The sequence below is a fragment of the Halorubrum sp. Atlit-26R genome, from assembly GCF_003666015.1.
Taxonomy (GTDB): Archaea; Halobacteriota; Halobacteria; order Halobacteriales; family Haloferacaceae; genus Halorubrum.
Window position 1 is genome coordinate 24,298 of the sequence record NZ_QPLT01000004.1, and the last position, 26,099, is coordinate 50,396.

Consider the following 26,099-nt stretch of genomic DNA (forward strand, 5'->3'; position numbering starts at 1 on the left):
ACGACGTAAGCACCGCAGCGAGCAACGCGAGCGAGGAGCGCAGCGAGTGTGCGGCGTCCTCCCGGCTGGGGCTTTGGAGGTGTTGGCGATCGATGAGCAGTTTATAAACTGTAGTGTCGTACAGCCGAGCGGCTGGGGCTTTGAAAATTGCCACCACAGAGCCGTCAGCAACTCATAAACCGCCAACAGCAGCACGGCTCGATTATTTATAAACGACCACTCCACAACTGTGTGATACCTACTCCCGGCATCGATCGCCTACAAGGCATTCGGTTTGAGAATCCAATTTAAAAATGAAGTTATATCGACGCCGACTCCGTCGCTCGAAACTCGGCCGCCGAGGGATGCTACGACGTCCAGAACGCCTTCGTGAACAGCACGAGGACGGGGATGATCTCGATCCGGCCGATCCACATCAGGACGACCATCACGGCGCGGGTGCTCAGCGGGAACGTCGCGAACGTCCCGTACGGACCCGCGTCGCCGAACGCCGGCCCGATGTTGAGGAACGTGGTCGCCGCGGCGCCGAGCGCCTCGAACTCCGTCACGGTGGCGTTCCCTCGCTCGGCGTCGACGACGATGACGATGGCGAGCAGAAAGAAGATCACGATGCTGAGGAGGAGGTACGCGTAGATGTCGCGGATCGCGCCCTCGTCGATCGGCTTCCCCGAGATCCGGACCGGCCGGACGGACTCCGGGTGGATCGCGGTGTAGAGGTTCCGGCGGAACGACTTCAGCGCGACCAGCCACCGCAGCGACTTGATCGAGCAGGTGGTCGACCCGACCATTCCCCCGACGAACATCCCCATGAACAGCATGTGCTTCGCGGCGGGCGCCCACTGCACGTAATCGGTGCTGGCGTACCCCGTCGTCGTCACGATGGAGGCGACGTTGAACACGGCGTGACGCACCGTTCCCTCGGCGCCGAAGGTCGTGCTGGGGTCGAGGAACAGGCCGAGCGCGACGACCGACGCGAGCGTCCCCATCGCGCCGAGGTAGAAGTGGAACTCCTCGTTTCGCAGCAGGCGCATCGGCTCGCCGTTGATGGCGAAGTAGATGAGCACGAAGCTGGTCGAGCCGATCACCATGAACGGGACGACCGCCCACTGGATGAGCGGGTGGAACGCGCCGACCGAGAGCGGCTCCGGCGAGAACCCGGCGGTCGCGACCGACGTGAACGCGTGGGCGACCGCGTTGTACAGGTCCATCTGCGGGTCGACGGCGAGCCCGAGCAGGAAGTAGACGGCGATCGCGAGCCCCGTGAGCCCGAAGTAGATCCCCCAGATCAGCTGCGCGGTCTGCGAGATCTTCGGCGTGAGCTTGTTGACGTCCTGCGTCTGCGACTCCGACTCCATCAGCTGCGCGCCACCCACCCCGATCTCGGAGAGGACCGCGGTCGCCAAGATCAGGATCCCCAGTCCGCCGAGCCACTGGATCACCTGCCGCCACATCATGACGGACTTCGCGTGGAGCGAGAAGTCGCGCAACACGGTCGCGCCGGTCGTCGTCAGCCCGCTCATCGCCTCGAACATGGCGTTCACCGGGTGCGCGACGGTGCCCACGCCCGCGACGACGAACGGGATCGCGCCGACCGCGGCGACGAGGAACCAGATCAGCGCCACCGCGAGGAACGCCTCCCGGGGCCCGAGGTTGACCGACGGGTCCTGGACCGACCGGAACGCCGCGCCGAGCGCGAGCGAGACGGCGATCGCCGCGACGAAGGGCAGCGGCGATTCCCCGTAGTAGAGCGCGATGAGGAGGGGGAAGGACAGGGGAACGGAGAGCGCGGCGAGGACGTCGCCGGTGAGCCCCACGCTCGCCCGCCACCCGACTCGGATCTTGGTGTTCACGAGTTTCTCAGGCCATCGACGCGATCTCGCCCACCGACTCCGACTCCACGAGGAGGATCACGTGGTCGCCCGCTTGAAGCACGGTGTCCCCGCGGGGGGTGACCAGCCGGTGGTCGCGCGTGATCGCGCCGATGACGAACCGCGCCTCGCTCTCGGCGACGACCTCCGAGATGGGTCGCCCGACGAGCCCGCACCCCTCGGTGAGTTCGAGCTCTAAGACCTCCGCCTGATCGTTTTCCAGCACCGCGATGTTCTCCGCGACGCTCTCGTAGGTGAACCGGGTGATCTCCTCGGCGGTCACGGTGCGGGGGTTGATCGCGATATCGATGCCGATCTCCTCGAAGACGGTGACGTAGTCCGGGCTGTCGACGACGGCGATCACGCGGTCGACGCCGAGGCGCTTGGCGAGCACGGAGATGAGGAGGTTCTTCTCGTCCGAGCGGAGCGCGGTGACGACGATGTCGGCCTCGTCGACGTGCTCCCGGGAGAGGAACTCGGTGTCGGTGGCGTCGTGTTCCATCACGACGGTGTTCGGGAGGTTCTCCGCGAGCCACCGCGCGCGGTCGGCGTCCCGCTCTATCAGCCGCGGCTTGAAGTCGCGCTCCTCCAGCAGTCGGGCGGTCTGATACCCGATCTCGCTGCCGCCGACGACGACGATCTCGTCGGCCCGGTCGGGGGTCGTCTCGGGCGCCACGTCGGTCGCGAACGACTGGACGCTCTCTGGGCTCCCGATCACCACCGCGCGGTCGCCGACGGCGATGTCGGTGTCCCCGCGCGGGATGGTCATCTCGCCGTCCCGGAACAGCCCGACGAACGTGAGCGACTCGAAGCGGTCGGCCTCCGAGACGGTCTGTCCGGCGACGGGGCTCCCCTCCGCGATCTCGAACTCCGCCATCTGGACGAGGCCGCCGGCGAACGGGTCGACGTCGACCGCGGCCGGGAGGCCGATGACGCGGACGATGTTCTCAGCGGTCAGGAGGTCGGTACACACCATGAAGTCGACGCCGAAGGCGCCCTCGTTGCCCTGCCAGGTGCGGAGGAAGTCGGTGCTTTTCACGCGGGCGATCGTGAACCCGTCGCCGAGCGTCTTCGCGGTGCCGCAGGCGACGAGGTTCGTCTGGTCGTCGTCGGTACAGGCGATGACCATGTCCGCGCGGTCGACCTCGGCTGCCGACTGGATCTCCGCGGACGTGCCGTCGCCGGCGATGGTGAGCACGTCGAGTTCGTACTTGAGCTGCTCCGCCCGGTCCGGGTCGACGTCGACGACGACGACCTCGTGGTCCGACGCGAGACTCGCGGCGATGCTCGTCCCGACCTCGCCGGCCCCGATGACGACCACGTGCATGGGCACACCCAGTTACCGAGCCCTCAAGTTCGTTACTATCGCCGCACGGACGACGCGGGCCGCGTCGGGGCGGCCGACGGCTCGCCGTCGGGCGCGGCCGATTCGTCAGTCGCCCCCGCCGAACGAGGACGGGTCCGTCCACTCGTTCCGTCCCGAGACGGTGCGCTGCGGGAACGGGATCGAGATGCCCTCCTCGTCGAAGCGCCCCTTAACGGCCTTCACGTAGTCGGCTCGGGCCTTCACGAAGTCGGCGCGCGAGGGGTCGTCGATCCAGATCCGCGACTGGAGGCCGACGTAGGAGTCGGCCAGCTCCGTGAGCCGGACCGAGGGCGCGGGGTCGGCTAAGATCGCGTCGCTCTTCTCGGCCTCCTCGACGATGATGTCCGTCGCCTTCTCGACGTCGTCCTCGTAGTCGATCCCGAAGACGAACTTCAGGCGCAGCGTCTTCTTCGCGACCGGGTTCTTCACCACGTCGCTCGTCAGGGCGTGGTTCGGCACCGTGAGCAGCTCGTTGTCGAACGTGCGGACGCGAGTGACCCGGAAGGAGATGTCCTCGACGACCCCCGAGTTCCCGTTCCACTCGATCCAGTCGCCGATGCGGAACGGCTTGTCCGTGTAAATGAAGACGCCCGCGACGAAGTTCTTGATCACGTCCTGTAAGGCGAAGCCGATCGCGAGCGTCGCCGCGGCCGCGATCGTCGCCAGCGAGCGCAGGAACCCCTGATAGCCCGCCGCGCCGAACGCGACCGTGACGCCCGCGAACAGCACGAGGAACGCCACGATCTTCTGGAGCGGACGCCGCGCGTGCTCGTCGAGCCCCTGCCTGTCGAACACCCGGCGGAGGAGCGACGTGATGACCGATTTATAAATGACGTACGTCGCGACGACGACGACGAGGAAGATCGCGGCGTCGACGACGATCCCGGTCACCGGGCCGAGGTACGGTTCCAGCGTCCCCGCGACGGCGACGGGACCGGCGGCCCCCGCGAGGGCGCTCATCAGTGGAGTACCGCCGTGTTCCCGCGGGTCTCGATCAGGTCGGCGTCGACCGCCTCGGCGAGCTCCGCCGCGAGCTCGTCGGTCGTGGTCCCGCCGCGGGCCGCCCGCAGGAACTTCACCTTCACCAGCTTGCGGTCGTCGAGCTGGTCGGCTAACTCGTCGACGACCGAGTCGATACCGTGCTTCCCGACCCAGACGGTGACGTCGAGGTCGTGCGCCTCCTTTCGGAGCTCTTGGTCGCTCATACGCGGTCGAGTCGGCCGCGCGCATTGAAGCTTGAGGTTCGGCCGCGCCGCCGGGAGACCGCCGCGAGCCCGATCGCCGCGTTACCGTTCGCGCTCGGCGTCGAGCTCGCGCTCGGCGGAGGGGTTACGCTGGGCCCACTCCGCGGCGTCCTCCGGCGTCTCGGTCTCCAGCAGCCGGTCGAGCTTCCGCTCGAACTGCTCGTCGGTGAGGTCGCCGTTCGCGTACCGGGTTCGCAGCCGCTCGAGGGCGTCCGTCGTGTCGTCGGTCGCCTCGTCGCGCTCCGCCGTCTCGCCGTGTTCGCCCCACAGCGGATCGGGGTCGTACTCCTCGTAGTCGGACTCCCCGTCCTCCTCGTCGAACAGCATCGAAACGACCGGGACGATCACGATGTACCCGAACAGCATGAACCCGAGCCACCAGTCGAACTCGAGCAGGAGGGCGGCGAGCCACGTGCCCGTCACCGTCGTGGCGGCGATGCCGCTGGCGTTGCGGCGGAACCGCTCGCGGAGGGTCTCGTCGGCCATCGGCGTGACGGTCTCCGTCGCGGTACAAAATCGTATCGACGAGCGGAGGCGTCGCGCTCGGCGGGACGCGGCCGCCGCCTACTCCCCGGTTTCGACCGTGATCTCGTCGCGGTCGACGGCGAGCCGGAACGTCGGCACGGTGCGGTAGACGACCTCGACGACGTTCTTGCGTTCGAGGCTGCGCAGCGCCCGGCGCACCGCGTCGACCTCCGGGTCGACGTCGTACGCCTCGCGGAGGGCGTTGAGCACGCTGACGACCGACTGCGAGCGCTCGTCGGGGCCGGCGAGGACGTCCACGACCTGCGACTCCAGCTCCGGAACGCGGATCGTCTCGGGGACACCGCCCTTCGCGACCGCGTCGGGCTCGATCCCGGGCTCGACGTCGACGAGGTCGTTCGCCTCCGCCGTCGCGCGGATCAGGCTGTCGTCGTCGCGGTAGTAGTACTCCTTCAGGTGGTTCTCCAGGTAGCCGTGGACCTCGCTGCCGCTCTCCATCTCCCAGGCGTCCTGCAGCTCGCCGTTCTTCGTCGGCTGGAGGCGGACCACGTCCGCGAGCCGCCCGCGTTCCTCGTCGGTGAGGCTCATCGCTCCTCGACCGCGCTCGCGGCGCGAACGATCGTCTCCTCGCCGAACTTCGGCCCGACGAGCTGGAGCCCGACCGGGAGCCCGTCGGCCTCGCCGGCGGGCACCGAGATCGCGGGCAGGTTCGCGAGGTTGACGGGGGTCGTGTTCGCGTCCGCGAGGTACATCCGCAGCGGGTCGTCGAGGCTCTCGCCGAGCTCGAAGGGGAGCACCGGCATCGTCGGCGACGCGATCACGTCGACGTCGGCGAACGCCTCCTCGAAATCCTGCCGGACCCACGCGCGGGCGTCCTGCGCCTTCTCGTAGTACTTGTCGTGGTAGCCGGCCGAGAGGGCGTACGTGCCGAGCAGGATCCGGCGTTTGACCTCCGCGCCGAAGCCCTCCTCGCGCGTCTCCGCGAACGACTCGTTCCAGTTGCCGTCCGACTCGGCGCGGTTCCCGTACCGCACGCCGTCGAAGCGCGCGAGGTTCGAGGAGGCCTCCGCCATCGCGATCACGTAGTACGCCTGAACGGCGTGTTCGACGGAGGGCAGCGAGATTTCGGTCGTCTCCGCGCCCTGCGCTTCGAGGTCGTCGAGCGCGGCCTCGACCGTCTCGACGACGCGCTCGTCGGCGCCCTCGAACAGCTCCGTGGGGACTCCCACAGTGAGACCATCCACGTCGCCGTCGGCGGCCGCGGCGTAGCTCGCGTCGGGGTCGGCGCCCTCGACTTCGGCGAGGTCGCGCGTCGTCCCGTCGTTGGGGTCGTCGCCCGCGATGACGTCGAGCACGGCGGCCGCGTCCTCGACGGTGCCCGCGATCGGCCCGATCTGTTCGAGGGAGTTCGCGTACGCGATGAACCCGTAGCGGGAGACGAGCCCGTAGGTGGGCTTGATCCCGACGACGCCGCAGAAGGCGGCCGGACAGCGCACCGACCCGCCGGTGTCGGAGCCGAGCGCGACGTCGGCCTCGCCCGCGGCGACCGCGGCCGCGGAGCCGCCCGAGGAGCCGCCCGGGACGCGGTCGGTGTCGACCGGATTTCTGGTGGGGCCGAACGCGGAGGTCTCCGTCGTCGTCCCCATCCCGAACTCGTCCATGTTCGTCTTTCCGACGACCGTCGCGCCCGCCTCGGTCAGGCGGTCGACGACGGTCGCGGAGTAGGGCGGGACGTAGTCGGCCAGCATCTCCGAGCCGCAGGTCGTCCGGATCCCCGCGGTGGAGATGTTGTCCTTCACCGCGACGGTCGCGTCCGCGAGGGGGCCCTCGGCGTCGGCGTCGCCCTCGATCCGCTCCTCGGTGACGAAGGCGTTGATGTCGGCCGCCATCTACGACACCTTCGGCCCGACGAAGAAGCCGTCTTCCGTCTCCTCGGCGTTCGCGAGCGCCTCCTCCTGGGAGAGCCCCTCCTCGACCTCGTCCGGGCGCATCACGTTGACGAGCTCCTCCTCGCGCTCCGTCTCCGGGACCTCGTCGAGCGCCGCGAAGTACTCCAGGATGTCGCCGAACTGCGCCGCGAACTCGTCGACCTCGTCGTCGGCGAGCCGCACCCGCGCGAGGTCGGCGACGTGTCTGACCTCCTCGGCGTCGACGGCGGTCTCGCCGTCGTCCGACGCTGCGGTGTCGCTCATACCCGAACGTACCACGCGGGCGGCGAGTAAGGGTTTCGGAAGGGGGCGGCGACGGAGACCGGAGAGGACGGCGGGTCACCGAACCTGATCGACGAAGGCGAGCCAGCGCTCGTGGCCCGCCACCGTGTCGGCGTGGTGTTCGTCGGCGAACCCCGGACGGCGGATCCCCTCTAAGGCGTTCAGCGCGCGATCGATACCGATGACCTGCTCGGCGAGCGCCTCCGCCGTCTCCCGGTCGATCGGCTCCGTCTCCAACCGGTCGAGCCGCCGCTCCCGCTCCGCGCGGAGGGCGTCGCGCGCGGCCGTCACCTTCCGGTCGAGCGCGGGCGGGACGGCGTCGACCTTCCGCGTCTCGACGATGAACGCGGAGAGGTCGAGCGCGGTCCCGTCGACCTCGATCTCGTCGGGGACGCTCGCGCCGACCGTGGCGCTCTGACTGGTCACGCGGTCGAGGAGGGTCTCACGAACGTCGTCGCCGATCGCCGTTCGCTCCGAATCGCTCATACGAGAGCGTGGTCGGCGAAGCCGGAAAAGCCGTCGCCCGGCGGGCCCGAACCGTCGGACCGAGCGTCGTGCGCCCGGGCCGCCGTCACTCGCCCTCGTCCGCTCGGACCGTCACTCGCCCTCGTCCGCTCGGACCGTCACTCGCCCTCGTCCGCTCGGACCGTCACTCGCCCTCGTCCGCCCGTACGGTCACCACCGGCACGTCCGCGAGCCGGACGACCTTCTCCGCGACGCTGCCGAGCAGGTACCGCTCGACGCCGGTCCGGCCGTGGGTCCCCATCACCACGAGGTCGGCGTCGTTCTCGTCGGCGTACTCCAAGATCGCCGAGTGCGGCGTGCCCGTTTCGACGGCGGTGACGGTCTCCGGCGGCGCCTCGCCGTCGCGGAGCGCCGCGGCCGCGGCCTCGACGATCTCCTCGCCGCGCTCGACGAGCGCCGACCGCGTCGCCGCCGCGTCGGTGCCCTCGCCGACCATGCCGCTGTCGTCGTCCGGGGCCGGATCGGCCCGGACGCCCGACCCCTCGTCGGTCAGGAAGGCGCCACTCAGTCCGTAGTTGGCGCCTCGCGCGTCGACGACGTACAGGACGTGGACGGTCGCGTCGAACGCGGCCGCGAGCTCCCGGACGTGGTCGGCGACGGCCGCCGATCCCTCGCTCCCGTCGGTCGGGTAGAGGATTGTCTGGTACATGGTGTGGTCCGTGCGGAATTCGCCGAGCTGACAAAAAACGTTGGCGGCGGAGCGAACCCCGCGGGACCGTCGGGCTCGGGGCCGCGCGGTCGACGCGACGAGCTACAACAGGTCGTTCGCGACGAGCCGGTCGACCGCCTCGCGCAGGCGCTCCTCGCTCGCGGCGTAGGAGATCCGCGCGAAGCCGTCCGCGTTGAACGCGCTGCCGGGGACGCAGGCGACCGACGCCTCCTCGATGGCGCGCTCGCACCACGCCTGGTCGTCGTCGTCGACCGGGATCATCATGTAGAAGGCGCCGTCGCCGACGTCGACGTCGACGCCGTGCTCGTCGAACAGGTCGACGAGGAGGTCGCGGCGGGACTCGAACGCCGCGCGCATCTCCTCGACCGACTCCTCGGTGTTCTCCAACGCCTCGATCCCCGCCCGCTGGACGAAGTTCGTCGCGCAGGAGACGGAGTGCGAGTGGAGCTTCCCCGCCTCGCCGACGAACTCCTCGGTGGCGTGGAGGTAGCCGAGCCGCCACCCGGTCATCGAGTACGCCTTCGAGAAGCCGTTGACGGTGACCGTGCGGTCGGCCATCCCGTCGAGGCTCGCGAGCGAGGTCGGCTCGACGCCGTACGTGATGCGCTCGTAGATCTCGTCGGAGATGACGGCGACGTCGTGTTCGACGGCGAGGTCGCGGACGCCCTCCAGCGCGGCCTCGGAGAACACCGCGCCCGTCGGGTTCGACGGGGAGTTGACGACGAGAAGCTCGGTGTCGTCGGAGACGGTCTCGGCGAGCTCGTCGAGCGCGGGCTCTAACTGGAAACCGTGCGGCGCGAGGTCGACGCGCGAGAGGTCGCCGCCCGCGAGCTTCGCCATCGCCTCGTAGGAGACCCACGCCGGGTCCAGCAGGACGACCTCGTCGCCGTCGCCGATCAGCGTCTGGAACGTCTCGTAGAGGGCCTGCTTGCCGCCGGGCGTGACGATCACCTCGTCGGCGTCGGCGTCGACGCCGTTGCCTCGGAGCTTCGCCGCGATGGCCTCCTTGAGCTCGGGGACCCCGTTCGAGGAGGTGTACCCCGTGTGTCCGGCGTCGAGGGCCTCCTTGCCGGCCTCGACGACGTTCTCCGGGGTGTCGAAGTCGGGCTCGCCGACCGAGAGGTCGACGATGTCCGCGCCCTCGGCCTCCTTTTCGGCCGCTAAGTTCGATATCGCCAGCGTCGCGCTGGGCTCTACGCGTCCGATCCGCTCCGAGAAGTCGTATGCGTCGCTCATGTGTGGTGTGTGTGGTCGGCTCGTAGCTGTCAGTCGAGTTCCTCCGCGAGGTCGACCGCGGCCGCGGCCGCGTCCGCGCCCTTGTCGATCCGCTCGCGCGCCTCCGCGCCGGACATCCCGGGGCCGCTCACGCCGAAGGTGACCGGCGTGTCCCGGTCGAGGCTCACCTGCGTGAGCTTCTCGGCGGTCGCGTTCGCGATGACGCGGTCGTGGTCGGTGTCGCCGGTGACGATGGCGCCGACGACCGCGACGGCGTCGACGTCCTCGCGCCGCGCGAGCCGGTCGGCGGCCAGCGGGCTGTCGTACGCGCCCGGCACGCTCAGTTCGTCGACGACGACGGCGTCGCGGTCGGCGGCCGCCTCCCGGGCGGCCTCGGCCATCGGCTCCGTGACGGAGTCGTTGAACCGCGCCACCACCAGTCCCAGCGAGACCATATCGGACCTGACGCGGGAGGCGGCAAAGGTCTACCGTTCGACCGCAGGGTTGCCGGGCGAACGCGTTCGGGAACAGGGCGCGAACGAGCGGACGCTTATTTATAAGTAGAACTGCGGTGGCGCGTGCCTGCGAGCGGCCGCCCTCGGCGGCCGCGAGGCAGCACGCGCGAGGGAGTCGCTGGCTCCCGAAGCGAAGCGGAGGGTGCCAGCGACAGGGCGAGAGCGAAGCTCTCGCTTGAAACCGGACGTAGTCCGGTGACGAGGCTGGGGAGGCGTGAGGCGCTGTGCGGTGCGGGGTGGGACTCGAAGGGGCAGCCGTGAGGCGGGCGCAGACGACGTAAGCACCGCAACGAGGGAGCGGAGCGACCGAGTGAGGAGCGCAGCGAGTGTGCGCCCGCCTCACGGCTGGGGCTTCGGTGGTGTTCGTGTCGATCAGTTGTTTATAGGGATCACTGTCGTATCGCCGAGCGGTTGGGGCTTTGGCGGTGTTCATCGACGCACCGACATCGACTGTTTATAAATAACCGAACAACTCGACGTTCACGTCTCGCGCCACGCGCCATTAATACGTCTCCGACGCTAACATGAGTCCATGACAGACACCGAGACCGCGACGGTCGGCGGCGGCTGCTTCTGGTGCGTCGAGGCGGCGTTCAAGGAGCTCGACGGCGTCGAGCGCGTCACCTCCGGCTACGCCGGCGGCCACGCCGACGACCCCACCTACCGCGAGGTGTGTACCGGCAACACCGGCCACGCGGAGGTCGTTCAGGTCGAGTACGACCCCGAGGCGCTCTCCTACGAGGAGGTCTTGGAGATCTTCTTCACCGTCCACGACCCGACGCAGCTGAACCGGCAGGGCCCGGACGTGGGGAGCCAGTACCGGTCGATCGTACTCTACCACGACGACGAGCAGCGGCAGGTCGTAGAGAACTACGTGGCGGCGCTCGACGAGGAGGGCGGCTACGACGACGAGGTCGTCACCGAGGTCGAGCCGCTGGAGACGTTCTATCGCGCCGAGGAGAAGCACCAGGACTACTTCGAGAAGAACCCGGCCGACGCCTACTGCACGATGCACGCGCAGCCGAAGGTGGAGAAGGTCCGCGAACGCTTCCGCGAGAAGGTCAAGGCGTAGGGATCGGTAGGGAACGCCTCCGAAGCCTCATTCGTTTGTTTATAAGTAATTGAATACGGACCGCCGGTGAACACCGCCGAAGCCCCAGCCGCTCGTTTATAAACGGCTGACTACGTCTCGACAGGGAACGCCACCGAAGCCCCAGCCGCGAGGCCGCAGTACGCTCGTTGCGCTCCTCGCTCGCTCCGCTCGCTGCGGTGCTTACGTCGCCTACTGCGGCCTCGCGGCTGCCCCTTCGATTCCCACCCCGCACAGCACCTCACACCTCCCCAGCCTCGTCGATGGTCCTCCGCTTCGCTCCGGACCATCGACTCCCTCGCGCGTGCGGTTCGCGCCGCGGTGCGGCGCTCACCGGCACGCGCCACCGCGGATCCCTATTTAAATACTGCTCGAAACAACAGACGTCCGCCACCCGTCCAACGAACCCTCTCGCCGCAACCTATTCCCTGCCGCCGATCGAATCCCCTCGCGATGAAGATCGGCCTCATCTCGGACGTCCACGCGAACCTCCCCGCGCTGGAGACGGTGCTCGACGACATGCCCGCCGTCGACCGGATCTACTGCGCCGGCGACGTGGTCGGCTACAACCCCTGGCCCGCCGAGTGCGTCGAGCGCGTGCGCGACGTCGCGGCCGCGACGGTCAGGGGGAACCACGACCGCACCGTCGAGAGCCCGGAGCGCTACGCCGCCAACCGGATGGCCGAGGCGGGCCTCGAACACGCGAAGGCCTCGCTCTCGGACGACCAGCGCGACTGGATCGGCGCCCTCCCCCGCGCGGAGACGTTCGCGGGCGACCGGTACCTGCTCGTCCACTCCCACCCGGCCGCCGAGCGCGAGGACGCCTACGTCTATCCGGAGGAGTTCCCGAACCTCGACCGCCACATGGGCGAGTACGAGGGAATAATTCTCGGCCACACCCACGTTCAGGGAGTCCGGGGGGTGGCCGGCGGGTTCGTCCTCAATCCGGGCAGCGTCGGCCAGCCGCGCGACGGCGACCCGCGGGCCGGCTACGCGGTCCTCGACACGACGGCCGACGGGACCGACGCCGTCGAAACCCACCGCGTCGAGTACGACGTCGACCGCGTCGCCGAGGCGGTCCGCGAGGCTGACCTCCCAGAGACGACCGCGGAGCGCCTCTACGAAGGCAAGTAGTCAGTCGTCGTCGCGGTCGACGTCACCGCCGGAGTCGCGGTCGCCGATCTCCACGCCCAACCGCTCGTAGAGGAACGCCCACGAGTCCGTCTGCTCGTCGACGATCATCGACGCGGGCTTGCCGACGCCGTGCCCGGTGGCCGACTTCGTCCGCAGCAGGAACGGGCCGCCCTCGGCCTCGTTCTGGAGCCGCGCGGTCATTTTCCGGGCGTGCGAGGGGTGGACGCGCGTGTCGCTCGCGGCGGTGGTGAAGTAGACGGGCGGGTACGTCTCCCCCGACTCGACGTTGTGGTACGGCGAGTATTCGCGGAGGTACTCGAACGCCTCCGGGTCCTCCGGGTGGCCGTACTCCGTCGTCCACGACTCGCCGAGCAGGAACCGGTGGAACCGCAGCATGTCGAGCAGGGGGACCGCGCACTGCGCGGCCGCCCACAGGTCCGGCCGCTGGGTGACGACCGCGCCGACCGAGAGCCCGCCGTTCGACCCGCCGGCGACCGCGAGGCGGTCGGTGTCGGTCAGCCCGGACGCACAGAGCGCCTCGCCCGCCGCGACGAAGTCGTCGAAGGTGTGCTGCTTGTCGGCTAACATTCCGGCCTCGTGCCACGGCTCGCCGTACTCGTACCCGCCGCGGGCGCACACCGCCGCGAACGCGCCGCCGTCCGCGAGGAACGGCAGCCGGAACCGCCCGAACGAGGGCGTGATGCTGTTCCGGAACCCGCCGTAGCCGTACAGAAGCGTCGGGCGCGCCCCGTCGACCTCCACGTCCTCGCGGTAGCAGACGAACACCGGCACCTCGGCGCCGTCCGTCGAGTCGACGAACCGCTGTTCGACGACGAGGTCGTCGGGGACCGGGAGGTCGACCGAATCGATCTCGGTGGATACCGCCGCGTCATCGCCGGACGCGTCGTCGAGGTCGAGCCCGCGGACCGCCGGCGGGCGGTCGAAGCCGGTGAGCCCGAAGAACGCCTCGGGCGCGTCGCGGTTCCCGGAGACCCACGTGACGGAGCAGTACGGCGGCAGCGACACGTCGCGCAGGTGCGTCCCGTCGCGGTCGTGGACGGAGAGCCGGGAGTGCGCGTCCCGCTGCCGATGAACGAGGAGGCGCTCGGGGGTCGGCACCGCGGACCGAAGGATCCCCTCGCCCTCGGGAAGCACCTCTCGGCACTCCTCGAACGAGAGGTCGCCCTCGCGGAAGCGGTCGACGGAGCAGGCGAGCAGCCGCCGCCGGGGCGCGCCGTGGTCGGTCGAAATGAACGCCGTCCCGCCGTGGAACCGGACCGAGGTCTCGGCGTCGGTGTCGGTCAGGACCGGTCGGAGCTCGTCGTCGACGTGGACGTACCACTCGGTGCCGCCGACCATCTCGGAGAAGGCGACCGCGAGCAGCGCCGAATCGGGGTCGACGGTCACCCGCGGCCAGACGTGCTGATCGTCATGTTCGAGCAGGACGTCCTCCTCGTCCGGGCCGTCTGCCAGCCGGAAGCGGCGGATCTCCTTGTCCATCTGGGCGCCGTCGGCCGCGCCGCCGGTGGCGACGTAGACGAACCCGTCGCCGTCCGCCTCCCACGCCAGGCTCCCGGCGTTGACCCGGCCGCGCTCGGGGAGGACCGCGACCTCCTCGACGCCGGGACCGTAGCCGTCACCGCCCGAGGCTTCGGGCGCGGAACCGCTCGGATCGGGCACCGACAGCACCCGCACGTCGTAGTTCTCGTCACCGCCCTCGGTGACGCCGACCGCGACGCGCTCGCCGTCGTGGGAGGGGACGTACCACGCCATCGACCGCGGCGGTGCGTCCTCGTCCCGGTTCGCCGCCCACGCGTTCGGGTCGACGAGGACGTGATCCTCGCCGTCGGGCGCGTCGCGGACGACGAGGCGGGCGTGGTCGGCGCCCGGTTCGCGGACCGTCGCGAAGTACCGCCCCTGGCGGACGGCTATCGGCCCGTAGTCGGCCACCTCGACGAGGTCATCGAAGCGGGGGCGGAGCCGGTCCCGCAGGTCGTCGTCGAGCGCGGCGTCGACGTGGGCGTTCTGCGCGTCGACCCACTCGCGGACCGCCTCGTCGTCGCCTTCGAGCCACCGGTACGGGTCCTCGACGTCGACCCCGTGGAGCGTCTCCGTGACGACCTCGCGCCTTGTCTCCGGCGGGGACGGCACCGGGGCGGACTGTCGTGACATACGAACGAGTGTCACCGACGAGGCAAAACCGCTGGGGTCGCGGTCGGCGCTCAGCGCTTCCCGCGGCCGGCGGTCAGGATCTCACGGCCACAGGCCCGCGACGAACAGGAGGTTCCGCGCGGCGACCGCGAGCGAGAGGACGCCGACGCCCGCGCACATCAGGGTCGCGACGAACCGCCGCGTCCCGCCCGCGACGGCGACCGGAACCCCGATAACCGCCATGCCGACCACTTTCGTGAGGAGCATCCCGCCGAGGAGGCCGAACCGGGAGATGAACAGCCGGCCGACGGGCGACCCCTCGACGTACTCGCTCCCGGTGAGGGCGACGTACGTCGTTCCCACGTCGGCCGCGATGCCAACGAGCAGGAGGCCGACGGCGAGGGCGAGACGGGAAGGCACTGACCGGGCGGACGCGACACGCAGACATAAATCTCCGGACACGCGACCGCCCCGAAGCTATTGACGGGGCGGAGCTGGTGTTGAGCTCGATCGGTTGCGGTCAGGCCGTCCATCGGAACCGAAGTGAAACGGCGCGAAGCGTCTGCGTTGGTCGTCCCCGTCCGAAGTCCGCAGCTTCGAACGTGCTCCCGACCGCCGGACTCCCGTGATGTTTTTAGTATGACTATTTGTAGACGGGAGTATTCACGAAGATGAGCCACGGCCGCATCTGGGTCAGTTCGATCGTCGAGCAAGTCCGGCAGGTCGTCGATAGCCCGGTACTCGCCTCGATACTGGGCATCGGATGGATACCGATCGCACTGACCGTCGCTGCGATCGACGTCTCGGAGGCGACGCCGCTGTTCGTCGTCACGCAGTCGCTCGCGGCGCTGATGGTCGTGTTCGGGCCGTTCGACGTGTGGTACTACGACGAGCGGCTCTTGCCCGGATTTTTCGATCGAGCATCCGAGATCGTCGCTCCCGGACAAGACGAGCTGCTACGGGAGATGGCGACCAAGTACGAGCGACGGTTCGCGAGGTACTGGTGGGTCGTCGTGGTTCCGTGGACCGCCCTCGTCTTGATGGTGTTTTTCGTTTCGGACGGGTATCTCGCCAGTCAGGGGATCACGAGCCCAGTCGCCTACTGGTCGTACTTCGGCTTCTTCACCTACTGGGGAATTTTCTCCGGACTGGGTTTCCACGGCGGTATCACGACCGTATTGGCTATTCGAGAGTTCGCCGAGACGGTCGAACTGTCGATCGATCCGCTCCACCCGGACGGGCTCGGCGGGCTCAGTCAGATCGGGCACTTCGCGATTCGAACGACCTTGATCCTCTCGACGGGCGCGCTGGCCCTGCCGCTCTCGTTTCAGCTCGCGGCGGAAATCGGGCTTTCCGAGCCGGTGTACCTCGGCGTGGGGCTGTACGTCGTCCTGATCGCGGGGATATTCCTGTACCCGACGTTCAGGGTGAATCAGCGCGCACAGGCATTGCGTGAGTCGATTTTAGACGAGTATCGAACCCGCATTCGCGAGATGGAGTCGCGCCTCGACGACCAGATGGAAGAGGTAGAGAGCGACGCCGCGTTACGGGAGAACCAGACACTACAGATGGAGATACAGCGGGTCAGACGGGAGTTCGGCGATTACCGGAACGTACAGTTGTATCCGCTCTCTATCGGGATTCTGATTCAGTTACTGAGTTCATTACTGTTACCGATACTCTTCATCCTCTTCGAGATGATGCTCGCACAGTATCTCTGAACGCACCGCGGGAACCGATCGGATACCGCGTTCCCGAACACCCGTGGCTGGTCGCCCGCCGCGCACAGCACGGGGTCATTTAAACCGACGGGACGCGTGTATCCGGTAATGAGTTCGTCCGACGACGAGTACGAGATCGCGGTGGTCGGCGGCGGGCCGGCCGGGCTGACGACCGCGCTGTACGGGGCCCGACTGGGCCACGAGACGGTGCTGATCGACCGGGGCGGCGGGCGCGCGGCGATGATGGCCGACACGCACAACGTGATCGGGGTCACCGAGGAGGTCTCCGGCAACGAGTTCCTCGCGACCGGCCGCGAGCAGGTTGAGTCGTACGGCGGGACGTTCGAGCGCGGCTTCGTCACCGACGTCGAGCGCACCGACGACGACCGGTTCCGACTCTCGACGAACGACGCCGAGATCCTCGCGGACCGCGTCGTCCTCGGGACCGGCTTCTCCGACGAGCGCCCGGACCCGCCGCTCCCGCGGACGGGAAAGGGGCTCCACTACTGCCTCCACTGCGACGCCTACATGTTCGTCGACGAGCCGGTGTACGTGATGGGTCACGGCGAGGCCGCCGCCCACGTCGCGATGATCATGCTGAACATGACCGACGACGTGGACCTGCTGACCCGCGGCGCGGAGCCGACGTGGAGCGAGGAGACGGCCGCGCAGCTGGAGGCGCACCCGGTCGACGTCGTCCACGAAGAGGTGTCGGGCGTCGAGAACGACCCCGACTCCGGCTGGCTGGCGGCGCTGGAGTTCGAGGACGGGACCCGCCGCGAGTACCGCGGGGGGTTCCCGATGTACGGCTCCGACTACAACACCGCGCTCGCGGAGGGGCTCGGCTGCGAGCTGACAGAGAGCGGCGAGATCGACGTCGACGACCACGGCCGCACCAGCGAGGACGGCGTCTTCGCGGTCGGCGACATCACGCCCGGCCACAACCAGGTCCCGGTCGCGATGGGACAGGGCGCGAAGGCCGGCCTCGCGATCCACAAGGAGATCCGAGAGTTCCCGCGCTCGACCGAGGAGATCGCGCGCGACGGGCCCGTCGGCGACGACGAGGTGCCCGCCATCCCGCCGCACCTCATGGCGACCGCCGTCGCCCACGAGGGGCACGCGGGCGGGCCGCGTGAGGCCGCCGAGGCCGAAGAGGCCGAGGCGCCGGCAACCGACGACGACTGATCGACGACAGGCTTTCAGCGGAAACTCCCGCTAGCTTTTTTTATAAGGCTCGCTGCGCGGGCTGCGACTTCCAGGGTTCAAACCCGGCGGCGATTTCTCTCACTGCGCTCGAGAAATGCGCCGGCCGGGACTCCCGCGAGCGAACGAAGTGAGCGAGTGGGAGTACGGGCGGCGCACGACCGAAGGGAGTGCGCCGGCCGGGATTTGAACCACGGTCGCTCGCTGCGCTCGCTCTCTGATTCAAATCCCTCGGCGATTTCTCTCACTTCGTTCGAGAAATGCGCCGGCCGGGATTTGAACCCGGGCCATGAGCTTGGAAGGCTCAGGTCCTACCACTAGACCACCGGCGCTCGCGTCGGTCGATGACGCACCTACACGTAGGCGGAACGGCTTTCATAAGCGTTCCGTGTTCTGACGGGACGAACCGCCGCGGCGTTCAGGAACTATACTTAAAGAACCACGATACTGCGGACGTCTCCCAGCGCGTTAGAACGCTTTTCAGCCGGTTAGAACACTGTTCGGGACCTATGTGTGTACCCACCCAACGTACACCCGTGAGGTGACACCGATGTCATACCAAACTAGCAATCCGCTGGTCGGCGAGACCGAGTTCGCGCTGGACGGGCCCTGGGCGACGTACTGGATCGCGTTCCTGCGCGTCGTCACCGGCTGGTGGTTCTTCCACGCCGGGATCACGAAGATCATCGAGAGCGGGTTCTCGTACACCTACGGGTCGGCGTACATGCAACAGATGAGCGGGACCGCCCTCGGCGGGATCCCGGTCTGGATGGGGAACAACCTCGCGTGGCTCATCGAGCCCGGGGTTCCCCTCTTCGAGACGCTGATCGGGCTCGCGCTGATGGCCGGAGCCCTGACCCGGTTCGCCGCGTTCGGCGGGGTCATCTTCATGGTCCTGTTCTGGATCGGCAACGCCGGGTTCGGCAACGGCGTCGTCAACAGCGACCTGATGGGACTGCTCCTGTTCCTGACGGTGATCGTGCTCGCGGCCGGTCGCTACTACGGCCTCGACGCGCTCATCGAGGAGACGGAGGTCGTCAAACAGAACCCCAAGCTGCGGTACCTGCTCGGCTGAGAGGTGAACGCAAATGACAGATACTATCGACACGGCGGCGCGGGCGCTGAGCGCGGGACTAATGTTGTTCGGCATCGTCGTCCTCGGGATCGTCGAGATCCTGGCCGGCGAGCCGTACAGTCCGGTCCCGATAACGAACGAGGCCGGTGACGTGGTCGCGACACCGCTGATCTCGCCGGAGATCCGCACGGCGTTCGTCTTGGCGGGCATCGCGGTGCTGGGCCTGTACGCGGCGTACCGGTTCGTGGCCCCGCTCCCGGACGACCGGGACGTCAGCCACGAGACGATGGCCGACTGAACCGCGCGGGAGTCACCGACCGCGACGCGACCGGCGGAACGCACCGTCGCGGACGACGACGGTCACTCTTCTGTTGAACGCGTGCTGTCGTCGAGCGACCGCTCCGACTCGGTTCCTCTCGCCGCACTCGGCTCGCTCACGTCGGTGTCGGTCCCGCCGTCCGTGCTCGCGGGGGCGGCGTCCGACGGGTCCTCGTCCGCGCCGAACGTGAACGCGGTGTCGGCGTCGGTCTCCTCGGTGTCGCCGACGTCGGCGATCGTCGCCCCGTCGCCGCGGGCGGCCTCGTCGACGTCGACGTCGAACTCCTCCGTCGTCTCCCGCAGGTCCCGGGCGCGCTCGTGGAGGTCATGGGCCTGCCCGGAGACCTCGCCGAGCGTGGCGGCCTGCTCTTCCGCCGCGGAGGCGACCGTGGTCGCCTCGGCGGTGGTCTGCTCGCTCACGCCCGCGAGCTCGTCGACCGCGCCGGTCACCTCGTTGACCGACGCCGCCTGCGCGTCCATCGCGCCGGAGATCTCCTGGACGCCGTCGTCGGCCTCGCTCACGCGCTCGCTGACGTCGGCGAGCGCGTCCTCCGCGTCCTCGACGACCTCGACGCCGTCGTCGACGCCGTCGCGGATCGCGGCCATCTCGTCGACGCTCTCGTCGGTGCGCTCGCGGAGGCTCTCGATCAACGCCTCCACCTCGGCGGCGGACTCCTGAGTCTCCTCTGCGAGCGACTTCACCTCCTCGGCGACGACCGCGAAGCCGGAGCCGGCCTCGCCCGCGCGGGCGGCCTCGATCGAGGCGTTCAAAGCGAGCAGGTTCGTCTGGTCGGCGATCTCCGAGATCGTCTCGACGATCGCGTCGACCTCCGCCATCTCGGCCTCGAGCCGCTCGACCGTCTCCGCGGCGGACTCGGAGCGCGCCTCGATACCGTGGAGCTCTTCGACCGCGTCGGCGGCCGCCTCGCGGCCCTCCGCCGTGAGCGCGTCGGCCTGCCGAGAGGTGGTCGCGACCTCGTCCGCGGAGGCGGCGACCTCCTCGACGGTCGCGGACATGTCCTCCATCTCGCCGGCGACCTCGGCCAGCTGGCGGCTCTGTCGCTCCGCGCCGGCGGAGATCTCGTCGACCGCGTCGCTCGTCTCCCGGCCGGCGGCCGCGGCCTCGTCGGTGCCGTCGGTGACCGCGTCGCTCCGCTCGGCCACCTCGACCGCGAACGCGTCGACCTCGGCGATCGCGGCCTCTAACTCGTCCATGGCGTCGTTGAACTCCGCGGCGATGTCACGGAGCGCCTCGGGGTCGTCCGGATCGGCGTCGAGCCGCGCGGTGAGGTCGCCGTCGGCGCAGACCGCCATCGTCTCGCCGAACTCGCTCGCCCGCGACTCCAGTCGCTCGGCGAACGCCTCGCTCTCCGCCTTCGCCGCCTCGGCGCGCTCCCGCTGCGTCTCCGCCGACCGGATCTGCTCGCGCAGCGAGTCGCGCATGGTCGCGAACGCGGCGGAGAGGTCGCCGAACTCGTCGCGCCGCTCCGTGTCGAAGTCGACGTCGAGGTCGCCCTCCGCCAGCGCCGACGCCCGTCCCCGGAGCTGGTTCAGCTCGGTGACGGTGCCGCGGCCGAGCGTCGCGCCGAGCAGCCCGAGCCCGACGATCGCGACGCCGACGATGAGCAGCAGGTTCCGTCCGATCATCCCCGAGAGGGCGTACGCCTCCGAGAGCGGGACGTGGACCGCGACGTACCAGGCCTCGGTCGGGACGGGGGCGTACGCGACGAAGTACCTGTCGCCGTCCGCGAGTCCGAGCCGCGTCGACGAGACGTGCCCGATCGGGTCCTGTCGGTCGAAGAGCTGCGAACGGACCGCCTCGTCGTACCGCTCGCCGGCGACGCCGTCGCGGTCGCTGGCGCCGATCTCGCCGTCAGTTTCCACGATCGTCGTGAACGCGCCGTCAGTCGGCTGCCGGAAGCCGCCGACGAGCGCGTCGAGCGAGACCTCCATCACCGCGTACTCTCGTTTCGGCGTTCCGGCCACGTAGGCGACCCGGCGCTCCCCGTCGACCTCGTACGTCGGCGTCGTCGTGACCGTGTCGCCGAGCAGGAGCCCGTCGTCGAACCACGGCTGGCTCGTGAGGGTCTCGGCCCGGTCGGCGTCTCCCCCCGCCTCGTCGGACGACGCGATCACCGATCCGTCGTCGGGGTCGACGTAGTGGAACGCCAGCACGCCGTCGCTCGCCCGGGACAGGTGCGAGGAGAGGTACGCCGCGACGGCGTCCGGGTTCTCGCTGTAGACGTCGTTGTCGGCGACCGCCGCGGCGGTCGCCCGGCGATCGCTGGTCCAGCCGCCGGCTTCGGTGGCGCTCAGCTCCGCGACGGCCGTGTAGTCGGCCTGCGCGTTCGATTCGAGCTGATCGGTCGTCTCCGCGTACGTGACGGCCCCGACGGCGCCGATCGCGATCACGACGACGACGAGGGCGACGAGGAACTTCGCGAGGTAGCTCCGGGCCAGCGCGCCGGGGGTCACCCGACGCAAGACCCGTTCGAGGACGGTGTCGGCCATTACTATCACGCGCTCGACAGGGGGTCTTTAATTCACCTCCGTCGGTATCGGTGGTGATAATCAGCGGGTTCGGGGAGTCACTTCTGCGTAGCAGTTCCCGCTCGAAACCGTCGCGTGCCGCGGTTCGAGGTCGCTCGCCGCGAGGTCCGCCTCGAACTCCGCGGGCGAGTAGATGTGATAGTACCGCGGGACCGTCTCGCCGCCCGGCAGCGTCCAGCCGACGGTCGTGTCGAACCCCTCGTCGCGGTCGAACCGGTCGTGCGCCGTGCTCCACGCGCTGACGAGCGCGACCCCGTCGGGCGCGAGGACGCGCGCCAGCTCGTTCAGGCTCTCGACGCGGGTCGCCCGCGGCGAGAGGTGGTGGAGCGTGGCGACGTAGACGGCGAGGTCGACCGCGTCGTCGCGCACCGGGAGCGCGGCCGCGTCCCCGTGAACGAACGCGGCCGCGTCCGCGAACCCCCGGTCACGGGCGCGGGCGACCGCCTCGTCGAGCAGGCCGCGGCTGAGGTCGACGCCGACAGCCCTGTCGGCGCGCTCCGCGAGCGCCTCCGTATGGCGGCCGTTCCCGCAGCCGACGTCGAGCGCGACGCTCCCCGACCGGCCCTCCAGGAACGACTCGACCTCGGGCCACGCGTACTCCCGCGTCTTCGAGAAGTGGCTCGCGATGCGGTCGTACGTCGACTGCGGATCGCCGGTCGGCTGCGGGTCCATACCGGGGCCTCGGTCGCGACGGATAAATGCCGACCGACCGTCACACGGCGCCGATCGCGACGAACGCGACGAGCGTGAGCGCGAGCAGCACCACGACGTGTTTCACGCCGTCGCGCACCGACCCCTCCCCGAGCTGGCCGGCGACGAGCCCGGAGCAGACCGCCTGAATCGACGCGGCGTGGAAGAACAGCTGCTCGTAGGCGTCGACGTCGATGTCGCCGATCCCGTCCGCGATCCCTCCCGGGCCGCCGGGGACGCCGCCCCCCGCGTCCGGGAGGCTCCCGCCCGTCCCCGGGACGCCGGCCGACTCGATGGCGGGGATGAAAGAGACGGACAGCGCCGCGATGATCCCGAGGAAGACGAGGAAGGAGATGTAGATGACGATGAGGTACGTGAGCATTACCTGTCGGCGCTCGCGCCGGAGCGACCACGTCGCGCGCGACTCGTCGGCGGCGATCCGGAGGACCGGCCCGACGTCCCCGCTCGCCCGGATCGCGTTGGTGACGAGCGCGACCGCGCGGGACATCATCGGCGATCGAACGCGGCGTTCGAGGCGGCGCAGCGCGGTCGAGACGTCCGCGCCCCAGTCGACGTCGCGTCGGGTCCGCCGGAGGTCCTCGGTCAGCGCCTCGAGGTTCGAGTCGGCGACGCGGCGGACGCTGCCGACCACGGCGGTCCCCGCCTCGTTGACGCTGGCGAGCCGGTCGAGGAAGTCGGGCACCGCGGACTCGATGCGTCGGACCCGACGCTTCCCGAACTCGTAGGCGACCGCGTACGCCGCGAGGACGAACGCCGTCGCGGCGACGATCGGCCCGTCGATCTGGCCGACCATCTCCACGGGCGTCCCGAGCGTGACCGGGAACGCGAAGACGAGCAGCCCGACGACCGCGACCGGGACCGCGACGAGCAGGACCGTTTGCGGGGAGGCCAGCACCGTCTCGGCCGGCGACGCGATCAGCCGCCGCACCCAGCGGAGGCGGTCGTAGACGCGGAGCCGCTCGCGGCTCTCGGTCCAGCGGTCGGCCGGGGGAGGGTTCGCGCTCCCTTCGGCCGCCGCGCCGCCGTCGAACCGGGCGGTATCCCCTCTGTCCCCGGGCTCGTCCGTCGCGTGGCGCACGCCGGTGACCGAGGGGGTGTCCGGGTCGTCGAGCGACGACGCCGCGACGGTCTCGGTGCCGCCGACGCCCTGCGTCACGCTGTCGACGTAGACGACGAAGCCGAAGGTGGCGAGCGGCACGCCGAGGTAGACGACGACGCGGAGGAGCGGCATCGTGTCCTGCAAGACGAGGCCGATGACGACGAGGATGGTGATGAAGAACAGCGGGCCGGCGACCAACGCCGTCACGTACGCCTCGGCGAACGTCGAGAGCAGTTCGAGGTACTGCTCCTGTTTCGCCTCCGCCTCCGCCTGATAGCGCTCGTACTGGTCGTCGAGGAACGCCGACACCGACTGCCCGGTGCCGAGGACGGAGGCGAGGTTCTCCGAGAAGTCCGCCAAGTCGTCGCTGGGCGTCCGCCGCGAGATCCGCTGGAGCGCGGTGAGCGCGTCGGTGCCGAAGGCGTTCATGTCGCGGACCGCGACCGAAAGCTCCGTGGCGGCCTCGCCGTACACCGACTCGTTCTCCGCGAGCGTGTCCATCACGCGCGGGAACGCCATTCCCGAGCGCGAGAGCGCGTACATGAACGCGACCGTCCGCGGCAGGGTGGCGTCGATCTCGGCCGCGCGGGCGTAGGCCCGCTGATCGAGCAGCCGCCAGCGAGCCACGTACGCGCCGAGCGCGAGCCCGGAGCCGACGGTCGCGGAGACGACCGCGAGCAGGACGAACAGCCTGCCGAGCCCGAGGTCGGCGAGCCGCGCGACGACGGCGACGAACTCGACGGAGGCCGGGAGCGCCTCGCGGATCGCCGCCTCGCCGACGTCGAGCGCCGCGAGCAGCCCCGCGGCCGCGTACACGCCGATGACGCTGCCGGCGACGCCGAGGACCGCGGCGTACAGCAGGGTCCGCGAGGCGTACACGCGGTGCGTGGTGCCGGCGACGTGGGCCGCGCGCATCCGGTCGCGCTGCGCGCGGCGTCGCGCCTCGTCCTCGCCGACGTAGTCGCCGAACGCCGACAGCGCGACGCGGGTGACGAACAGGTCCGCGCGGTCGTCGACGAGCGGGAGCGCGAGCGCGAGGCAGACCGCGACCGCGACGGCGAGGGGGAGGTACTCGATCATCGGTCCGCGGCGTCGACCGTCGGGTCCCCCGCGACGGTTCGGCCGTCGCCGACCTCCTCGCCGCCGATGTCGCCGGCGTCGACGCCCTCGGCCGCGTCGGCGCGCTCGTCGAGCTTCTCCATCACCCGGTCGGCGTCGGCGTAGTACTCGTTGACGAGGGCGGTGAACGTGCGGTAGTCGTCGATGCCGAGCGCGGAGAGCAGTTGGAGGAAGCGCTCGCGGCGCCGGACCTCGCGGAGCAGCTCCGACCGGGACCAGCCGCGCTCGTCGGCGATCTCCTCCAACAGCGACGAGTCGTTTCGCCTGAAGGTGTCGGAGTCGGGCACCCACTCGAACGCCGAGGAGTAGTCGAGCTCGCCGGTGCGCTGGTCGATGCCGCCGATCTCGCCGATCGTCTTCGCGCGGCGGACCCGCTCGTCGTCGGAGCGCGTGAGCGTCTGGACCGAGAGCATGTCGAGCGACTGGACCATCGCCCGCGGGACGTTGATCGGCTCGTTCTCCAGCCGGTTGATCACCGTCTCGATCGAGTCGGCGTGCATCGTCGAGAACGTGGTGTGGCCGGTGTTCATCGCCTGGAACAGCGTGATCGCCTCCTCGCCGCGCACCTCGCCGACGACGATGTACTCGGGGCGGTGGCGCAGCGCGGAGCGCAGCAGGTCGTACATGTCGATGTCGGTCCCCTCGTAACGCCGCTCGCGGGTGACCGCCGAGAGCCAGTTGTCGTGGTACAAGGAGAGCTCGCGGGTGTCCTCGATGGTGAGCACCTTCGCGCGCGGCGGGACGAACATCGACACCGCGTTCATCGAGGTGGTCTTCCCGGAGGCGGTCCCGCCCGCGAAGATGAGGCTCTTGTTGTGCTCGATACAGAGCCAGAAGTACGCCATCTGCTCGATCGAGAAGGTGCCGTACTCCACGAGGTCGACGGGCGTGAACGGGTCCTCCGCGTACTGGCGGATGGTGAACGCCGAGCCGCGCGGGGTCACCTCCTCGCCGAGGGCCAGCTCCGCGCGCGACCCGTCGGGCAGCGTCGTCTCGACGATGGGGTCGCCGACGGAGACGTGGCGCCCGGACTGCTGGGCGAGCCGGATCACGTAGCTGTCGAGCGCCTCCTGTCCGAACGAGACGTTCGTCTCGACGTCGGTGTACTCGTCGTGGTAGACGAAGATCGGGAGGTCGTAGCCGTCACAGGAGACGTCCTCGATGTGGCGGTCGTTGAGGAGGGGATCGACCTTCCCGTAGCCGCGGAAGTCGCGGTAGAGGTAGTACGCGAGCGCGTGGAACGTGTCCATCTCGGCCTCGACGCCGTACCCCTCCAGCAGCGTCTCCAGCTCCGACTTGAGCGTCTCCTCGTCCGTCTTGCCGGTCCCCTCGCGGTAGAGGAGCGGGTCGCGGATGTCGTCGACGACGCGGTCGAGGAGCTCGCGCTCGAACGCGTCCAGCTCGGGCTCGACCGCGTAGTACCGGTGTTCGCTCTCGACCTCGTCGTAGGTGATGACGACGTACGCGTACGGGGCGTTCACCCAGTACCGGTCGACCTCGCGCTCGTCGTCGGGGACGACGAACGACGCGAGCGGGCCGTCCTCGCCCGGGCGGAACGGGCGGACGTCGAGCGTCGACCCCTGAAGCAGCTCCCACGTTCGCGAGAGGCGCCGCTGGAGGGCCTCGATCCGGTCGCCGAGGTCGCTCCCGCCGGCGTCACTCGCCATGGATACGGGGACGTAATGGCGGGGGGAAGTTAAACTACCCCCGACGATTATCACGAGCGAGGCCGGGCCCCACGGCCGCGGCGCCGACGCGGCGCGGACGACTGAGGGTACGACGCGGACGCCGGGTGCGCCGTCGACGCGGCGCTGTCGGCTCCGCGCCGCCGA

The 26,099-nt window shown here is 69.6% G+C and carries 24 protein-coding genes and 1 tRNA gene; 6 read left to right on the forward strand and 19 right to left on the reverse strand.

The features are described 5' to 3' along the window. Positions 1–347: 347 nt before the first annotated feature. The 12 genes from DVK07_RS05930 to ribH form a co-directional block, all read right to left on the reverse strand. On the reverse strand, positions 348–1,850 hold the full coding sequence (locus tag DVK07_RS05930) for a TrkH family potassium uptake protein (RefSeq protein WP_004598234.1): 1,503 nt from the start codon (positions 1,848–1,850) through the stop codon (positions 348–350). Between the two features lie 7 nt (positions 1,851–1,857). Next, positions 1,858–3,195, reverse strand: a complete 1,338-nt coding sequence (trkA, locus tag DVK07_RS05935) for a Trk system potassium transporter TrkA (RefSeq protein ID WP_121596205.1) — start codon at positions 3,193–3,195, stop codon at positions 1,858–1,860. A gap of 105 nt (positions 3,196–3,300) precedes the next feature. Then, positions 3,301–4,194 (reverse strand): mechanosensitive ion channel family protein, encoded by an 894-nt coding sequence (locus tag DVK07_RS05940; RefSeq protein WP_121596206.1) that lies wholly within the window; start codon positions 4,192–4,194, stop codon positions 3,301–3,303. Further along, the gene (locus DVK07_RS05945) at positions 4,194–4,439 is read right to left on the reverse strand and encodes a YhbY family RNA-binding protein (RefSeq protein WP_121596207.1); all 246 of its coding nucleotides are present in this window, start codon (positions 4,437–4,439) and stop codon (positions 4,194–4,196) included. The genes DVK07_RS05940 and DVK07_RS05945 overlap by 1 nt, the downstream gene beginning before the upstream one ends. Positions 4,440–4,520: 81 nt before the next feature. Further along, the gene (locus DVK07_RS05950; RefSeq protein ID WP_121596208.1) at positions 4,521–4,964 is read right to left on the reverse strand and encodes an SHOCT domain-containing protein; all 444 of its coding nucleotides are present in this window, start codon (positions 4,962–4,964) and stop codon (positions 4,521–4,523) included. A 78-nt stretch (positions 4,965–5,042) separates the two neighbouring features. Beyond that, entirely contained in the window at positions 5,043–5,549 is a 507-nt protein-coding gene (locus DVK07_RS05955) for a DUF5797 family protein (protein ID WP_121596209.1), read from the reverse strand. After that, positions 5,546–6,850: an Asp-tRNA(Asn)/Glu-tRNA(Gln) amidotransferase subunit GatA gene (gatA, locus tag DVK07_RS05960; protein WP_121596210.1), complete on the reverse strand. Its 1,305-nt coding sequence runs from the start codon at positions 6,848–6,850 to the stop codon at positions 5,546–5,548. Before gatA ends, DVK07_RS05955 begins: the two co-directional genes overlap by 4 nt. Further along, entirely contained in the window at positions 6,851–7,153 is a 303-nt protein-coding gene (gatC, locus tag DVK07_RS05965) for an Asp-tRNA(Asn)/Glu-tRNA(Gln) amidotransferase subunit GatC (protein ID WP_121596211.1), read from the reverse strand. It abuts the gene before it with no gap. A 75-nt stretch (positions 7,154–7,228) separates the two neighbouring features. Continuing rightward, complete coding sequence (locus DVK07_RS05970) at positions 7,229–7,657, reverse strand: DUF5788 family protein (protein WP_121596212.1); 429 nt, start codon at positions 7,655–7,657, stop codon at positions 7,229–7,231. A gap of 163 nt (positions 7,658–7,820) precedes the next feature. Further along, complete coding sequence (locus DVK07_RS05975; RefSeq protein WP_121596213.1) at positions 7,821–8,345, reverse strand: universal stress protein; 525 nt, start codon at positions 8,343–8,345, stop codon at positions 7,821–7,823. Positions 8,346–8,447: 102 nt separating this feature from the next. Beyond that, entirely contained in the window at positions 8,448–9,602 is a 1,155-nt protein-coding gene (locus tag DVK07_RS05980) for a pyridoxal phosphate-dependent aminotransferase (RefSeq protein ID WP_121596214.1), read from the reverse strand. A gap of 29 nt (positions 9,603–9,631) precedes the next feature. Continuing rightward, positions 9,632–10,036 (reverse strand): 6,7-dimethyl-8-ribityllumazine synthase, encoded by a 405-nt coding sequence (gene ribH / locus DVK07_RS05985; protein WP_121596215.1) that lies wholly within the window; start codon positions 10,034–10,036, stop codon positions 9,632–9,634. Positions 10,037–10,628: 592 nt separating this feature from the next. On the opposite strand from ribH, the gene msrA reads away from it, so the two are divergent. Together msrA and DVK07_RS05995 are read left to right on the forward strand one after the other, a co-directional pair. After that, positions 10,629–11,168, forward strand: a complete 540-nt coding sequence (gene msrA / locus DVK07_RS05990) for a peptide-methionine (S)-S-oxide reductase MsrA (protein WP_121596216.1) — start codon at positions 10,629–10,631, stop codon at positions 11,166–11,168. A gap of 471 nt (positions 11,169–11,639) precedes the next feature. Beyond that, positions 11,640–12,320, forward strand: a complete 681-nt coding sequence (locus tag DVK07_RS05995; protein WP_121596217.1) for a metallophosphoesterase — start codon at positions 11,640–11,642, stop codon at positions 12,318–12,320. On the opposite strand, the gene DVK07_RS06000 is transcribed toward DVK07_RS05995, so the two are convergent. Next, a complete protein-coding gene (locus DVK07_RS06000) occupies positions 12,321–14,492 on the reverse strand; it encodes a prolyl oligopeptidase family protein (protein WP_121596218.1) in 2,172 nt (723 codons plus the stop codon). 81 nt (positions 14,493–14,573) lie between these two features. Further along, on the reverse strand, positions 14,574–14,891 hold the full coding sequence (locus DVK07_RS06005) for a hypothetical protein (protein WP_121596219.1): 318 nt from the start codon (positions 14,889–14,891) through the stop codon (positions 14,574–14,576). 251 nt (positions 14,892–15,142) lie between these two features. Here DVK07_RS06005 and DVK07_RS06010 point away from each other — a divergent pair, with 251 nt between their 5' ends. Further along, entirely contained in the window at positions 15,143–16,192 is a 1,050-nt protein-coding gene (locus DVK07_RS06010; RefSeq protein WP_121596220.1) for an OmpH family outer membrane protein, read from the forward strand. Between the two features lie 108 nt (positions 16,193–16,300). After that, positions 16,301–17,377 carry an NAD(P)/FAD-dependent oxidoreductase gene (locus tag DVK07_RS06015; protein WP_121596221.1) on the forward strand — a complete coding sequence of 359 codons (1,077 nt, stop codon included), beginning with the start codon at positions 16,301–16,303 and terminating at the stop codon, positions 17,375–17,377. Between the two features lie 279 nt (positions 17,378–17,656). Here the strand turns inward: DVK07_RS06015 and DVK07_RS06020 are convergent. Further along, positions 17,657–17,727: transfer RNA gene (locus tag DVK07_RS06020), tRNA-Gly, on the reverse strand. Positions 17,728–17,945: 218 nt separating this feature from the next. Between DVK07_RS06020 and DVK07_RS06025 the strand changes: the two genes are divergently transcribed. After that, the gene (locus DVK07_RS06025; RefSeq protein ID WP_121596372.1) at positions 17,946–18,470 is read left to right on the forward strand and encodes a DoxX family protein; all 525 of its coding nucleotides are present in this window, start codon (positions 17,946–17,948) and stop codon (positions 18,468–18,470) included. A 13-nt stretch (positions 18,471–18,483) separates the two neighbouring features. Then, a complete protein-coding gene (locus tag DVK07_RS06030) occupies positions 18,484–18,768 on the forward strand; it encodes a hypothetical protein (protein WP_121596222.1) in 285 nt (94 codons plus the stop codon). 62 nt (positions 18,769–18,830) lie between these two features. Here the strand turns inward: DVK07_RS06030 and DVK07_RS06035 are convergent, their stop codons facing one another. Genes DVK07_RS06035 through DVK07_RS06050 form a run of 4 tightly spaced genes read right to left on the reverse strand, consistent with a single transcriptional unit; the run spans position 18,831 to position 25,934 of the window. Continuing rightward, positions 18,831–21,299 carry a methyl-accepting chemotaxis protein gene (locus tag DVK07_RS06035; protein ID WP_121596223.1) on the reverse strand — a complete coding sequence of 823 codons (2,469 nt, stop codon included), beginning with the start codon at positions 21,297–21,299 and terminating at the stop codon, positions 18,831–18,833. A gap of 60 nt (positions 21,300–21,359) precedes the next feature. Continuing rightward, entirely contained in the window at positions 21,360–22,010 is a 651-nt protein-coding gene (locus DVK07_RS06040) for a class I SAM-dependent methyltransferase (RefSeq protein WP_121596224.1), read from the reverse strand. A 40-nt stretch (positions 22,011–22,050) separates the two neighbouring features. Beyond that, complete coding sequence (locus DVK07_RS06045; RefSeq protein ID WP_121596225.1) at positions 22,051–24,228, reverse strand: type II secretion system F family protein; 2,178 nt, start codon at positions 24,226–24,228, stop codon at positions 22,051–22,053. Then, positions 24,225–25,934: a type II/IV secretion system ATPase subunit gene (locus tag DVK07_RS06050; RefSeq protein WP_121596226.1), complete on the reverse strand. Its 1,710-nt coding sequence runs from the start codon at positions 25,932–25,934 to the stop codon at positions 24,225–24,227. The genes DVK07_RS06045 and DVK07_RS06050 overlap by 4 nt, the downstream gene beginning before the upstream one ends. Positions 25,935–26,099 lie beyond the last annotated feature (165 nt).